The organism is Microcoleus sp. A6-C6, from assembly GCF_036705955.1.
Lineage (GTDB): Bacteria > Cyanobacteriota > Cyanobacteriia > Cyanobacteriales > Microcoleaceae > Microcoleus.
The window spans coordinates 91,455-106,517 of the sequence record NZ_JAUBVR010000004.1 but is presented as its reverse complement, the minus strand read 5'-3'; the positions used below and the strand labels follow the sequence as shown (position 1 = coordinate 106,517).

Below are 15,063 nucleotides of genomic sequence, written 5' to 3'. Positions count from 1 at the left end.
GATCGATCGCATCAATTATCTGTATTAATAGTTACGGAAAAACTGTCAGCAGAAATACGTTATAGTTATTTAAATCCATACCTTCTACTATTACCATATATTCACGGTGCGAAAATCACGGATACACCGATAACTATTTTTTATTTCTCTTCAGCAATTACTAATTACCAATTACCAATTACTCTTAGGATGAATATGTTTCCTAAACCGCTCAATCGCTTTGCTACCAAAATTATCGGCAAAGCTCCATTACAAACTGTGCTCGTGCTTCCTTTTTTAGTGCAAATTGTCGGCACCGTAGGAATTGTAGGTTGGCTGTCGTTCCAAAACGGTCAGCGCGCGGTCAACGATGTTGCCGCTCAGTTGCGGGGAGAAATTAGCGATCGCATCAAAGACCGCATGGAAAACTATATGTCAATTCCCCACATTGTCAATCACCTCAACGTTCAAGGCGTAAAATTGGGGCAATTAAACCTAGAAGATAAACAAAGATTAGAACTTCATTTTCTCGAACAAATTCAATATTTTGATACAATCAGCATCATTTACATAGCCCAAGAAAATGGAGACCACTCTGGAGCAATCCGCACTAAAGATCAGATTATGATATCTGCGGCTGACAAATCGACTGGCAACAAATTAGCTCGATATACTGGTGACTCTCAGGGAAACCGCGTTCAATTAATGGAAACTTCGCCCAACATTTACGACCCGCGAATTCGCCCTTGGTACATAGCAGCAGCCGCCGCCAAAAAACCTGTTTGGACTCCAATTTATACAGATTTTTTGACTAGGGAACTGGCAATTACTGCTGCTATGCCTATCTACAACGACGCTGGCAAGCTGTTAGGAGTAGCTGGCAGCGATTTGCTGTTTTCCAAAATCAAAGAGTTTCTCGTCAGCCTCAAAATTGGTAAATCTGGGCAAACTTTTGTGATGGAGCGATCGGGAATGTTAATTGCCACTTCAACAGCGGGCCAAGAATTCGCAGTGGAAGGTAAAGAAGCAAAACGCATCAAAGCTTCAGCAAGCGAGAATCCCGTAATTCGCCAAACCGCACAGCATTTAGAAAAAACCTACCAAAGCTTAGCTAAAATCAAAAATTCTCAACAGCTTCCTTTTGATATTGACGGGGAGCGCAATTTTATGGAGGTAACTCCTTTTCAAGACGATCGGGGGTTGGATTGGCTGATTGTCGTAGTTGTACCAGAGTCCGACTTTATGGAGCAAATTAACGCCAATACCCGCACGACTTTTTTGCTGTCGGTTGCAGCTTTGATTGTGGCGACAATTCTGGGAATTCTTACTGCTAAATGGGTGGTGCGGCCGATTTTAAGATTGAATGCAGCGGCCAAAGCTTTGGCAAAGAATGAATGGGATACAAACCTCACTCTGAATCGCGAAGATGAACTCGGAGAACTTGCCACTGCTTTTAACAGCATGGCAGAGCAATTGCAGCATTCATTTACTTCGATATCGGAAAGCGAAAACCGAGTCAAACAATTTCTCAATGCAGTACCGCTAGGCATTTTTATTACCGAGCCAAACGGTCAACCTCACTACATTAATCCTACAGGAGAGCAACTTTTAGGTAAAGGAATTATAGCAGCAGATGCCGAAAATTTGCGCCAAGCTTACAAAGTTTATTTAGCTGGAACTCAAGAAATTTACCCGGCGGAGCGCGACCCAATTTTAAATGCTTTGCAGGGCAAAAGTGTAACTGTTGATGACATTGAAATCTCCTTGACTGACAAAACTGTTCCCCTGCAAATTTGGGGCACTCCTATTTACGACGATCGAGGCAACATTGTCTACGGGATGTGCGCTTTTCAAGATATTACTGAACGCAAACAGGCGCATAAACTGTTAACTGAATACAACCAAAATTTAGCAGTGCAAGTTGCAGAACGCACGGGCGATCTTGCTAAGGCAAAAGAAAAGTTTTCTAAAGCTTTTCGTTCCAGTCCCAATGCAATTACAATCACGAGAATCAGTGACGGCAGCCACCTTGAAGTTAATGACAGCTTTTGCCGAATGATGGGCTACAGTCACGAAGAAATTATTGGAAAAACAGCGGTAGATCTGAATTTTTGGGCGACTTTAGCAGAGCGCGATCGCATGATTCAAATGTTGAAAAACAAGACGGCAATTCACAATTACGAGCTGAGGTTTCGCAATAAAAGTGGTGCAGAAAGAACGGCGCTGCTGTCGATTGAAACCATTGATATTGACGGAGAAGCTTGTTTTCTGTCGATTTCTAGCGATATTACCGATCGCCAAAAAGCAGAAGCAGCCCTCCGCGAAGCAGAAGAAAAGTACCGCAACATCTATGAAAATGCTTTAAACGGCATTTTTCAAACTGCTGCTGACGGGAAATACATCAGCGCTAACCCCGCTTTAGCTGAACTCTACGGTTATGAATCGCCCGCAGAATTGATCGCAGCGCAGCCGAATTTCAATAACCAGCTTTACGTAAATCCCAACCGCCGCTGCGAATTTACAGTGCTGATCGACGAGTACGGGATATTGTCAAACTTTGAAGCGGAAATCTACCGCAAAGATGGCAGCATCATCTGGATTTCGGAAAATTGTCGCGCTGTCTGCGATGCCGCAGAAAATTTACTTTACTACGAAGGTTTTATTAAAGACATTACTGATAGCAAACAAGCGGAAATGAAAATGCAGCAGGCGAAAGAAGCTGCCGAAGCAGCCAACAAAGCTAAAAGTACCTTTCTCGCCAATATGAGTCACGAATTGCGATCGCCCCTGAACGCAGTCATCGGCTTTGCTCAAGTCATGATCCGCAGTAAAAATCTGTCTCCTGAAAATCAAGAAGATGTCGGGATTATCCTGCGGAGTGGCGAACATTTGCTGGCTTTAATCAACCAAGTTTTAGACTTGTCCAAAATCGAAGCGGGACGCACTACTATTAATGAAAAAAGCTTCGATTTTTACCGATTATTCGACGATTTAGAAGATATGTTTGCTCTCAAAGCTGAGGAAAAAAACTTACAATTAATCTTCGATCGGGACGCGGAAGTTCCCCATTACATTTGCACCGATGAAGTGAAATTACGTCAAGTATTAATTAATTTGCTCAACAATGCAATTAAGTTTACTTCAGAAGGGGGAGTTTCGGTGCAAGTTAAAGGAAGAAAGCGGAATTTGCACAAAAACAGCCCTGATGAATTGCCCGGCCGCTACTCGCTCCATTTTGAAGTTCAAGATACTGGTGCAGGCATTGCTGCTGAGGAAATTCATCAGTTATTTGAAGCATTTGTACAGACAAAAACAGGTAAAGATTCTCAGGAAGGGACAGGTTTAGGTTTAGCGATCAGCAGACAGTTCGTGCAATTGATGGGAGGTGAAATTACGGTTAGCAGCGAGGTTGGCAAGGGTGCACTATTTCAGTTTGACATCCAAGTTCACCTGGTTGAAGCTGCTGATATTGAAATCAAAAAAGCTCTACGTCGAGTTATTGCCCTCGAACCGAATCAGCCGAGTTACCGCTTGCTAATTGTGGACGACAAACCCCTGAACCGCCAACTGTTGGTCAAACTTCTCAGTCCGCTGGGATTTGAGTTGAAAGAAGCGAATAACGGTCAAGAAGCGGTGGATATTTTTATGGATTGGGAACCGCATCTGATTTGGATGGACATGAGAATGCCTGTGATGGACGGGTACGAGGCAACGAAACAGATTAAAACTACAACTGGCGGGCAAGCAACGGCGATTGTAGCCCTGACTGCTAGTGTTTTGGAGGAAGAACGGGCAGTGATTCTTTCGACTGGTTGCGATGATTTTATGCGGAAACCGTTCCGAGAGGAGGATATTTTTGCGGCAATGGGCAAACATTTGGGAGTACGTTATATTTATGAAGATCCAACAGCAGTCAGTGTGGCGGGTGTAGGGGAGTCAAGTCAGGATGTGCTGACACCGGAGGCGATCGCCTCTCTTTCTCCAGACTGGATGGTTGAATTCAAGCAAAATATTTTGAGTGTGGACATGGAGGCGATCGCCAGTTCGATCGCACAAATCGGCACTGTCAACCCCTCTCTGGCTGACACCCTTCAAGATTGCATTAATAATTTTGAATATGACAGAATCCTTACCATAATTGATCGCAGCGAAAACCAGTAAATAACCGATGAATTCAAGTTCCTCCAACACCAATCGAGCTAATATTTTAGTAGTAGACGACACACCACAAAACCTGCGGCTGCTGGCAGGAATTTTGAGCGAAAAAGGCTATCAAGTTCGCCCAGTTCCTAACGGTAAGCTAGCACTGTCTGCCGCTCAAAAAATGCCCCCGGATCTAGTGCTGCTGGATATTATGATGCCGGAGATGGATGGCTATGAAGTTTGTCAGCGGCTCAAAGATTCTGAAGTAACCAAAGACATTCCGGTGATTTTCATCAGTGCGATTAACGACGTGATGGATAAAGTTAAAGCTTTTGGAGTTGGGGGAGTGGACTTTATTACCAAACCGTTTCAGGTTGAAGAAGTTTTAGCCCGGATCGAAACTCATTTAAAAATTTGTTCACTGCAACAAAATTTGCAAGAAAAAAATCAAGATTTAGCAACTGCCATCTACCAACTGCAAGCCACCCAAGAGCATTTGATTCAATCGGAAAAAATGGCGGCACTGGGACAACTGATTGCCGGCATTGCCCACGAAATAAATACCCCCCTGGGCATTATCGGCTCCTCTATTGATAATATAGCTACTTTCTGGGACGATAATTTAGGAAAAATGCCTCATTTTTTTCAACAACTTTCCGAAGAAAGTCAAGCTCACTTTTTAGCGGTACTTTACAGATCTACCAATCAAAAAATTTTATTTACTAGCAGAGAGAAGCGAAAATTTAAGCAGCAGTTGACTGGGGATTTGAGGGCAGCATCTGTTAAAAATGCTGAAGAAATTGCGGATACTTTAGTTGACATGGAAATCTACGATAACATAGAACAGTTGTTGCCACTTTTTAAATTGCCGGATTGGGAAGTAGTTTTCAATACAGCTTACCAGTTTGTGAGCTTTAAGAAAAGTATTAGCCTAATCCAAAGAGCGACAGCTAAGTCGGGAAAAGTAGTATTTGCCTTAAAAAGCTACGCTCATTTCGATAGCAAGCAAGAAAAAGTCCAGGCGAACTTGCACGATGGCATTGAAATGGTGTTAACCCTTTATCAAAATCAACTGAAACACGGTATAGAAGTCGTTAAAAATTATGGAAATTTACCGAAAATTATGTGCTATCCCGATGACTTAAATCAAGTTTGGACGAATCTTGTTCACAATGCCCTGCAAGCAATGGATTATAAAGGTATTTTGACGATTGAAACTCTGCTGCAAGAGGCAAATATTTTGCTCAAATTTACTGATAACGGCAAAGGTATTCCCCCAGAAATTATTCCTAAGATTTTTCAGCCATTTTTTACGACTAAATCTGCGGGCGAAGGTAGCGGTTTGGGATTGGATATTGTGAGAAAAATTGTTGACAAACATGAAGGTACAATTGCTGTAGAATCGGTACCGGGGCAGACAACTTTTACCGTCTCGCTGCCAATCTATTAAACAAAACTTACCCGCAGGGGGCTGATTCCCGGTAGCGCCAGGGGCTGTCTCGCTGACAAAGACAAGATTTATTGCGATAAACCGGGTTTCTTTTCGGAAGTCCTCTTAAAATAAGATACGGGGCAGATATCGTGCATCCTCGCCCGAAATCAATCACAGAGGAGCAAGTCATGTCGGTAAACCCACTAAAATTCAAGCAGAGAGGAAAAGATGAATAAGCCTGTAATTCTTTGCGTTGACGATGAACCCGATATCTTGAAGACTCTCAAGATGCAGCTCAAAAATGAATTTAAAGATGATTACTTTTATGAATTAGCTGAAAGTGGTGATGAAGCTTTAGATTTGCTTGAGGATTTTGAAGAAGAAGCTGAGGTGATTGTGATTGTTTCTGATTGGCTGATGCCGGGAATTAAAGGTGATGAACTTTTAATTAGAGTTCACCAAAAATATCCTAAAATTATTAAGGTGATGTTGACCGGACAAGCGGATGCAGCGGCAGTCGAGCGGGCAGTACAAGAAGCTGATTTATATTGCTGTTTGTACAAACCGTGGAATAGCAAACAGTTAATAGAGACGATCAAATCTGGGCTGGCAAAGTTATTATGAAAAAACCTGTGATTGTGTGTATTGATGACGAACCTGATGTTTTGAACAGTTTAAAGATTGAACTGAAAAAGGCGATCGGCGATCAGTGTATTATTGAAACGGCTGAAGGAGGGGAAGATGCTTTAGAGTTGCTGGCAGATTTGCAGGCAGATGAATACGAGATTGCTTTGGTGCTTTCCGATTATATCATGCCGGATATTAAAGGGGATGAACTGCTCAGAAGAATTCACGAAAGCTCGCCGGATACGCTGACGATTATGCTGACGGGGCAAGCAGATTTGGAAGCTCTGAGCAATGCTATCAAGTATGCTAAATTGTACCGTTATATCCCTAAACCTTGGCAAAATGAAGACTTAAAATTAACGGTGGTAGAAGCAATTCACAGTTACTTGCAAGACCAAAAGTTAACAGATGAAATCCTGAAGAGGCAAGAGGTAAACGAGGAGTTGAAGCTAGCAAATGTGGCTCTGTCGGCGAGTGAAAGCCGCCTGAAGCAATTTTTAGCAGCTTTGCCAGTGGGGGTATCTGTTTACAATCCCGACGGCTCGATCGCCTATTTCAACCAGACAGCGCGCGATTTGCTGGGTGCAGACACGATCCCGGAAAGCACAGCGGAACAATTAGCTGCAACTTATCAACTGTATGTTGCCAATACTGATCAGCTTTACCCGCCGGATAATCTGCCAATTTTGCGCGCACTCAAAGGAGATTTTGTCAAGGTTGACGATGTAGAAATCCGTCAAGATGACAAAATAATTGCGATCGAGATCAATACTACGCCGATTTTTGACGAGAGCGGAAATATTGTTTATGCGATCGCAGCTTTTCAAGATATTAGCGATCGCAAACAAGCCGAAAAAATACTAGCAGATTACCAGCACACCTTAGAAACCCAAATTGACGAACGTACAGAACAACTGCAACAATCCGCCTTAGCTGCTGAATCTGCAAACAAAGCTAAAAGCACGTTTCTGGCAAATATGAGCCACGAGTTGCGGACTCCTCTCAATTCCATACTGGGGTTTGCACAAATCATGGAAGGCAGCCCCAATCTTACTGTCGAAAACAGAGAAAATCTGAGAATAATTCGCCGCAGTGGCGAACACTTGCTCACCCTGATCAATGAAGTCTTAGACTTGTCAAAAATCGAAGCTGGGCGGATGATTGTCGATCCGAAAAACTTCGATCTCTACCATTTGCTGGACGACTTGCAAGATATGTTTTTATTGCGGGCAAAAAATCAAGAATTGCAGTTGCTTTTCCAGCGTGAGGATGACGTTCCCCAGTACGTGCGAACCGATGATGTTAAACTGCGGCAAGTGCTGATCAATCTCCTCAGTAATGCGATTAAATTTACGCAGACAGGCACGATTATATTAAGAGTTGTAAAATTAAAGAGTTCGGAAATTGTTGATTTACTGGCGAATCCAACAGTGTGTTTTGATACCACAAAAAGTATTAGGGACTTTGCGATCGATAGAAGTGATTCTGCAACTATTGAATTGAGAGAAAATGTTGATAATTCTGATCGGGATCTGATTGTTTTCCTTCGGATTGAAATAGAAGATACAGGAGTTGGCATTGCTCCTGAAGAATTGGGCAATGTTTTTCAGGCATTTGTGCAAACAGCTTCTGGTCAAAAAACTCAGAAAGGCACGGGTTTAGGATTGACGATCAGCCGTCAATTTGTCCGCCTGATGGGAGGAGAAATTGTGGTAGAAAGTCAACTGGAACTAGGCACTACTTTTAAAATTGAAATCCCAGTCTGTGCGGTTGGTACTGCTGATATTCCAGCCCCGGAAATTAACCGCGAAGTTGCTGGGTTGGAACCAAATCAACCGTGCTACCGGATTTTAATTGTGGACGATCGCGAAGACAACCGCGAACTTTTAGTCAAAATGCTTTCTCCTTTGGGTTTCAAGCTGCAACAAGCTGCCAACGGCCGCGAAGCAGTAGAAATGTGGGAAAATTGGCACCCGCACTTAATTTTGATGGATGTGCGAATGCCAGTGATGGACGGCTACGAAGCTACTAAAGAAATTAAGGCCAGAATACAGCAGAGAGAGCAAGAGCAGCAAGGAAACTGGGAAATGAGTATTTCCCATCAAGAATCCCCGATTCCGAAGATTGTTGCTTTGACAGCTAGTACAATTGAAGGCAGGCGATCGTTTGCTTTATTGGTCGGCTGCGACGATTTTGTTAGCAAACCTTTCCGCAAAAATGATATATTTGATACCCTTAACAAACATTTGGGGGTGAAGTATCTCTACTCTGACTCAACTGATTTTATCCCAACGGGCGATCGGCATCATCTATCTGATTCCACATCTAATGCTGCGCTTGCTTATTTACCCACACTGCCCGCAGAATGGATAGATAATATTAGGCAGGTAATCCGCAGTGCTGATTTTGACTTAATTGCCAGGACAATCGAAGAACTAAGGGATGCTCATCCTGAATTTGTCGAAATCCTCCAGGGTCATCTCGATAATTTTGATTACCAGAAAATTCTCAATTTAATTGCCGAGGCGGAGGAATCAGATCGTGGAGATGAAGGCGGAACAAACTGAAAACTATCAAGCAGATATTTTAGTAGTTGACGACACGCCAGATAATCTGCGTTTGTTGATTAAAATATTGCAGAACAATGGCTATAAAGTTCGACCTGTTACTAATGGTTTTTCTGCCCTAGATGCGATTCAATCGAGCGCGCCAGATTTGATTTTGCTCGATATTATGATGCCGGATTTTAACGGTTACGAACTCTGTAAACAATTGAAATCACAACCGCAATTTAGGGGAATTCCCATCATTTTTCTGAGCGCGCTAGAAGAAGGAATAAATAAGGCACAAGCTTTTGAAGTGGGCGGAGCAGATTATATCACAAAACCTTTTCAGGTGAAAGAAGTATTGGCGCGAGTGAGCAATCAACTTACTGTGCGTTCCTTGCAAATGCAATTGCAACAAAAAAATCAAAAGTTGACAGATCAAAATGTTCAGTTGCACCAGGAAATTGCCGAACGCCGTCAGGTTGAAATGGAAACAAGATTGCTCCTACAGGCCACTCAAGCTATTAGCAAATCTGAGGATTTTGAGTCGGCTATAGATGTGATTTTAGGTTTAATTTGCCAAACTATTGAATGGAATCTGGGCGAAGCTTGGATTCCTTGCAGTGACGGCGTTTTAAGATGCGCTAAAGGCAGGTATGTCAGCGACTCGATTTTTGCCCAATTCCGAGAGACAAGTTGGCAGTTAACTTTTCCTGCTGGTGTGGGACTGCCGGGGAGGATTTGGCAGTCGCATCAGTCTGAATGGATTGAGGATATTTCTATTGCACCATATCAGGTTTTTTTGCGATCGGAAATTGCGGTGAATGTGGGATTGAAAGCAGCTTTTGGTTTGCCAATTTTGGCGGACAACCAAGTGTTAGCTATTTTGATTTTTTATCGCGAGAAAGTTCTGAAAAGCCAGCCGCGCTTGTTGGAATTGGTGAGTGCGGTTGCTACGCAGCTCGGTTCGATGATTCAGCGGAAACAAGCTGAGGCGGCGCTGAAGTTGCAGCAAGAGCAAACAGAGAAATTGCTGCTGAATATTTTACCGAAACCTATTGCTGAGCGCTTGCAAAAAGAGCAAAAGTTGATCGCGGATCATTTTGATGAGGTGACGGTATTGTTTGCTGATTTGGTGGGTTTTACAGAGTTTTCTGCTCACAAAAGTCCGACGCAGTTGGTAGAAATTTTGAATGGGATTTTCTCGGAGTTCGATATGTTGTCTGAGTTGCACGGGTTGGAAAAAATTAAGACGATTGGGGATGCTTATATGGTGGTTGGGGGTTTGCCGACGGCGCGGGAGGATCACTCTGAGGCGATCGCACTTTTGGCTTTGGAGATGCAGGTAGCTTTGAGAAAGTTTAATCTCAAAATTGGAGAAAGTTTTCAATTGCGGATCGGAATTCACAGCGGTTCGGTGGTGGCGGGAATTATTGGAATTAGCAAATTTAGTTATGATTTGTGGGGGGATACTGTGAATGTTGCTTCGCGGATGGAGTCGAACGGATTGCCGGGTAAAATTCAAGTGACTGCACAGACTTACGAGCGTTTGAAAGAGCAGTTTGTTTTTGAAGATCGTGGTCAAATTGCGGTTAAAGGTAAAGGAACAATGCTGACTTACTGGTTGATTGAAGAACAAATTCATTCAGTTGACAGTTGACAGTTGATAAAAGAAGTCCTAGGATTGCAGTAATGAATAGTCTGATTTCAATTGATCCCGATCAGGGTTCCGGCTTTAAACCAATTCTTTATGATAAATGTTTTTAATTTTTTGATGTCAATTTCAATTAATATTAAAATTAGATCCAATTTGCACTTTTAGGAGGGCTAATCCTTTGCAGACAGTTGAAACAAAATCGCCGACAGCATTGAAAAGAGTCCTTGTTATTTTAATATCACTGATAGCGGTAGCGGTACTGTCGATCGCTATTTTTATCGCACTTCCCGGAGAAAAAACCATGTTTGCTGGAAAAAGACCTGCCAATATCGGCATTGTGTCAGGAAAACTCGCCGCGTGCCCTGCTTCCCCCAACTGCGTCAGCAGCTTCAGTCAAGATGCCGAACACCAAATCGAGCCTTTGGCATACACTTCGTCGCCTGCTGAGGCAATGGCTAAGCTCAAAGGGGTGATCGAGTCCTCTGCAAAAACTAAGATTATCACCGCAACTGATAATTACCTCTATGCGGAGTTCACGAGTGGTTTGATGGGGTTTGTTGATGACGTAGAATTTTTGGTAGATGATGGGGCAAAGGTGATTCATGTGCGATCGGCTTCGCGTCTGGGAGAGTCAGATTTAGGAGTCAACCGCAAAAGGATAGAGACTCTCAGAACTCAACTTTAAGATAGGAGGTACGGTTGAAACCGCCTCTAAACAAACGTGTTAGCCTTCTTGAACGGTAGTCCACCTCCGTGGACTAAAGAAAATAACGTAATTTAAACCGCCCAGTCTTTAACCCGCTTGGAGTGGGTTTTGTTTGTCCAGAAGCGGTTTCAACCGCCCGGTCTTCTCGATCGGGTTCTGAATTGCTGAGTGCGTCAACACCGACACCGCGCTGTATTCCTATAGTATTAAACACCCTAAATTAAACACTTCAGACTTTAGGGAGAGGGAAGTTAAGCCATTAATTTCTACTATTAATTTAAGTAGAGCAACGAGGATAAAAACATGGCACTTCAAAGAATTGCAGATTTTGAACCCAATTATAAGGATGAAATTTTTGCTGGAGACGACATCAAGGGATTTGATGTTTATGCCGGCGAATCTGACGAAAAAGTAGGTACTGTTTATGACGCTTTGGTTGATGAAACGGGTCGTTTCCGCTATCTGGTAGTTGATACCGGTATTTGGATTTTTGGTAAAAAAGTGTTGCTGCCGATCGGCTCGGCCCGCTTCGACTACGCAGCCAATCGCGTCCACGCCACAGGCCTTCGCAGCAAAGAGCAAGCAGAACTATTGCCGGCTTACAATGAATTAGAACCCGTAGATTACGATCGCGAAGAAGAAGTAAGAAGCGTTTACCGCAATCAAGGCACATCAGCAGCAATCACAGCAGCTCCTGCTAGCTACGATCGCAGCAGCTACAGCTACGATATCGATCGCCCCCTCTACGAAACCAACGAACAGAACCACCAAAATTTCAAGCTTTATGAAGAACGCTTGATTGCCAACAAAAACCGCGCCAAAACCGGCTCCGTAGCAGTTGGTAAGCGCGTGGAAACAGAAACAGCACGAGCTTCAGTACCCATTGAAAAAGAACGAGTCGTAATCGAGCGAGTAACGCCCGTAGAAGCGGGTCGAGTAGTTTCAGTCGGTGAAGCTGATTTCCAATCAGGGGAAGTTGCACGCATGGAAGTCTACGAAGAAACGGCCGACATTCACAAAGAAGCCTTCGTGCGCGAAGAAGTCAACATCAGAAAAGAAGTTGTCCGCAGCACGGTTGAGGGCGAAGAAACCTTGCGCCGTGAAGAATTAGACATTAACACCGATGGCACTCCGGTTGTAGATAATAAAACTATCTAAACCAACCGCAGCAAGTCTTGAATAGGAATTGCGCATTCATCACACAATTCTGTCACCGCAGAGGTTTGAGTTGTGCGATCGCGCAATTCCTAGATAGGACGTACCGTTGAAACTGCGTCTACAAAAACGAAGTCTGGATGGTGCGCGGACTGAAGAAGATTAAGTAATTTTCACCGCCCGTTCTTCAACCCGCGCACCATCCGGGTGAGTGTTTGTATAGACGCGGTTTCAACCGCCCGGTCTTATTTCCCCGCTTTTACCAATTCGCCATTACCAATTCATAATAAAAATCCATTAGCAGGAAAGTTTAAAAAATGAACGGTCAAGCATCAGCCGAAAAAATAGCAATGGCAAAATCAATTACCCATCTCAACCGAGTGCCGGAAAAAGTCAGAACTAAGCTAAAAAGTTTTACAGTCAAAGACAGCCAAGGTCACTTGGTAGGCAAAATAAAAGATGTCTATTTTGATGCTAATGGTCAGCTAAATTTTGTGGTATCAGGGCTAGGTACAGAAAATACCCGCATTTTTTTACTAAGTATTAAGCTGCTCAAAAAAGTGGATTATCACCAAAAAGCTCTGTTTGTAAGTATTAATTCGGCTCAAGTCGATATGCTGCCAGTAATATCGGGAAATGACGGGCTTCAGTCTTTAGAAAATCCCTCAGAACGGCATAGTGAAGTGAGCAACAGCGAGTCAACTAATCCCTCAATAGTTATGTCAAATCTAACAGATACCGATCGCCCAAATGAACATTTAGAGACAGATGAGCGCGAGGGAGACTTGGATATTGTCGATCAAGATGTAATTCGCCTGCTAGAAGAACGATTGGTGATCAATCGCAGCAAGCGCAAAGTCGGCGAAGTCATTGTGCGTAAAGAAATTGAAACTCGGATGGTACAAGTGCCTATCCAGTGGGAAAAGCTGATTGTCGAACAAGTAGGCGACGATCCGAAGGTGTTGGCAGAAATAGATTTGGGCGAGGGACACATCACCGGTATAGACTTGACGGAGACTAAGAGCGATCGCCACGAACCGACAGTTAAGGCTGAATTCACCTCTGTGCAGAAAGCTAGCAAAATCTTAAATGCGATCGCCTCTCAACCCCGCCACGGTTGCGTCAAAGTCCGCATAGAACTCGTTCTAGAGAACAAGCAACTGGAAGAAACTTACCAAAAATGGATGACGGAAAGCCACTCAGATGACCAAAGTTAACAATACTCCTCATAAATATCTCAGGATTTTAGTCCTCACTATAAACATCTTGAAATTTTGAGCGATCGACACATCGACAAATATGTACCAAATTGCAGTAAAATTGTGGTGGTCAAATTTAGAAGTATTTGAAAATGCCCAGCACCATCTCCGACATTAAAGTAAAAACGATCGCAGGCGCAGACAAGCAGCTAGGAGAGTACGCTGGCAAGGTACTCTTGATAGTTAACGTAGCTTCCAAATGCGGCTATACACCTCAATACAAAGGACTCGAAGAATTGAGCCAGAAGTACAGTGCTGCTGGACTCAGCGTTTTAGGATTTCCCTGCAACGACTTCGGAGGTCAAGAACCAGGAAGTAACGCAGAAATCGTCAATTTCTGTACTACAAAATACGGTGTCAGCTTTGAATTATTTGACAAAGTACACGCTAAAGGCAGTCAGCAGCACCCGCTGTACGCTAAGCTGACGAGTGCAGTCGATCCCAAGGGTGAGGTTTCCTGGAATTTTGAAAAATTCTTAGTTAGCAAACAGGGTGAAGTAGTTGCCAGATTCGGCAGCAGCGTGGGCCCAGATTCGCCAGAATTGATCGCTGCGATTGACAAAGAATTGGCAAAATAAGAAATAAGAAGGAAGAAGGAAGAAGGAAGAAGGAAGAAGGGTGTACACTACGCACCGATTGACTTTTACCCCCATCGCTTCGGCATCGGTTGACTTTTTCGGTGCGAAATTCGCACTCTACAAGATTAGCCGATGCTATAAGATGGCACCTACTTCTCTTCACCATTGTTGACAAGCAATCAGCAATTAACAAATACCGATGATTAGATTTAATTGGAGAATGGTTTAATTTAATGGAAAATACATCGGGATTAGATTTAGCTGTGGGTTTATTGGCGATCGCGATTCTGGGAGGCGGGCTAGCAATGCTATTTGTAGGTATGGCATCGTTCCCTAATGACAAATAATCATAATTTAGCTAATGTCCTCACTAAGCTGTTGCACATTTAAATTATATATTCGGGGCGATGCTCAGAGCCACGTACCACAAGAGTTTGATTGTTTTTTGACATATAATTTAAATGCAGAATAGCTTAACAGCATTCAATTTTAACACTTGCAATTGACAATCATGCAAACTACCGAAAGCACCGTCAAAATTGTCCTCGCGCCGGGGAACTTGCGCCGCGTTCACCATATCGCTTTAAACGTGCGCGATATGAATGCTTCCCGCCACTTCTACGGTACAATTCTCGGCTTGCAGGAACTCACAGGTGCGGAAATTCCCGCAAGTTTAACAGAAATGGTCGCCGCTGGTAAAGTCGCTAATTTCATCACTCCAGACGGGACTGTGATTGACCTATTTTGGCAGCCAGATTTGGAACCGCCAAACCCAGATCCCCAGAAGGCTTTTACTCGCGCTAACCACTTGGCTTTTGATATCGATCGCGATTTGTTCGATCGCGCTCTGGAAGTGCTAAAGTCTAATCAAATTGCGATCGACAGTGGCCCCGTCACGCGCGCTACAGGACGCGGCATTTACTTTTACGATCCTGATGGATTTATCATCGAAATCCGCTGCGATGCCGTTTAAACAGGCGC

General features: G+C 43.5%; 10 protein-coding genes. All 10 read left to right on the top strand.

What is annotated here, in order from left to right; genetic code table 11:
• Positions 1-195 precede the first annotated feature (195 nt).
• Positions 196-4,140 carry a PAS domain S-box protein gene (locus QUB52_RS03650; RefSeq protein ID WP_332973766.1) on the top strand — a complete coding sequence of 1,315 codons (3,945 nt, stop codon included), beginning with the start codon at positions 196-198 and terminating at the stop codon, positions 4,138-4,140.
• Positions 4,141-4,147: 7 nt separating this feature from the next.
• Complete coding sequence (locus tag QUB52_RS03645; RefSeq protein WP_332973765.1) at positions 4,148-5,572, top strand: hybrid sensor histidine kinase/response regulator; 1,425 nt, start codon at positions 4,148-4,150, stop codon at positions 5,570-5,572.
• Positions 5,573-5,782: 210 nt separating this feature from the next.
• Entirely contained in the window at positions 5,783-6,178 is a 396-nt protein-coding gene (locus tag QUB52_RS03640) for a response regulator (RefSeq protein ID WP_265236218.1), read from the top strand.
• Complete coding sequence (locus QUB52_RS03635; protein WP_332973764.1) at positions 6,175-8,748, top strand: response regulator; 2,574 nt, start codon at positions 6,175-6,177, stop codon at positions 8,746-8,748. The genes QUB52_RS03640 and QUB52_RS03635 overlap by 4 nt, the downstream gene beginning before the upstream one ends.
• Positions 8,723-10,387 (top strand): adenylate/guanylate cyclase domain-containing protein, encoded by a 1,665-nt coding sequence (locus QUB52_RS03630; RefSeq protein WP_332973763.1) that lies wholly within the window; start codon positions 8,723-8,725, stop codon positions 10,385-10,387. The genes QUB52_RS03635 and QUB52_RS03630 overlap by 26 nt, the downstream gene beginning before the upstream one ends.
• Positions 10,388-10,685: 298 nt before the next feature.
• Positions 10,686-11,069: a DUF1499 domain-containing protein gene (locus QUB52_RS03625; protein ID WP_332973762.1), complete on the top strand. Its 384-nt coding sequence runs from the start codon at positions 10,686-10,688 to the stop codon at positions 11,067-11,069.
• Between the two features lie 324 nt (positions 11,070-11,393).
• On the top strand, positions 11,394-12,248 hold the full coding sequence (locus tag QUB52_RS03620; RefSeq protein WP_265236225.1) for a DUF2382 domain-containing protein: 855 nt from the start codon (positions 11,394-11,396) through the stop codon (positions 12,246-12,248).
• A 314-nt stretch (positions 12,249-12,562) separates the two neighbouring features.
• Complete coding sequence (locus tag QUB52_RS03615; protein ID WP_332973761.1) at positions 12,563-13,462, top strand: YsnF/AvaK domain-containing protein; 900 nt, start codon at positions 12,563-12,565, stop codon at positions 13,460-13,462.
• 134 nt (positions 13,463-13,596) lie between these two features.
• Positions 13,597-14,082, top strand: coding sequence for a glutathione peroxidase (locus QUB52_RS03610; protein ID WP_332973760.1), 486 nt, complete (start codon positions 13,597-13,599; stop codon positions 14,080-14,082).
• Between the two features lie 511 nt (positions 14,083-14,593).
• Positions 14,594-15,055, top strand: a complete 462-nt coding sequence (locus QUB52_RS03605; protein ID WP_265236230.1) for a VOC family protein — start codon at positions 14,594-14,596, stop codon at positions 15,053-15,055.
• Positions 15,056-15,063 lie beyond the last annotated feature (8 nt).

Bases quoted from the DNA above. Each gene is read 5' to 3' on its own strand.
- QUB52_RS03650 (WP_332973766.1), top strand. From the start codon at position 196: ATGTTTCCTAAACCGCTCAATCGCTTTGCTACCAAAATTATCGGCAAA.
- QUB52_RS03605 (WP_265236230.1), top strand. From the start codon at position 14,594: ATGCAAACTACCGAAAGCACCGTCAAAATTGTCCTCGCGCCGGGGAAC.
- QUB52_RS03645 (WP_332973765.1), top strand. From the start codon at position 4,148: ATGAATTCAAGTTCCTCCAACACCAATCGAGCTAATATTTTAGTAGTA.
- QUB52_RS03615 (WP_332973761.1), top strand. From the start codon at position 12,563: ATGAACGGTCAAGCATCAGCCGAAAAAATAGCAATGGCAAAATCAATT.
- QUB52_RS03625 (WP_332973762.1), top strand. From the start codon at position 10,686: ATGTTTGCTGGAAAAAGACCTGCCAATATCGGCATTGTGTCAGGAAAA.
- QUB52_RS03635 (WP_332973764.1), top strand. From the start codon at position 6,175: ATGAAAAAACCTGTGATTGTGTGTATTGATGACGAACCTGATGTTTTG.
- QUB52_RS03640 (WP_265236218.1), top strand. From the start codon at position 5,783: ATGAATAAGCCTGTAATTCTTTGCGTTGACGATGAACCCGATATCTTG.
- QUB52_RS03610 (WP_332973760.1), top strand. From the start codon at position 13,597: ATGCCCAGCACCATCTCCGACATTAAAGTAAAAACGATCGCAGGCGCA.
- QUB52_RS03620 (WP_265236225.1), top strand. From the start codon at position 11,394: ATGGCACTTCAAAGAATTGCAGATTTTGAACCCAATTATAAGGATGAA.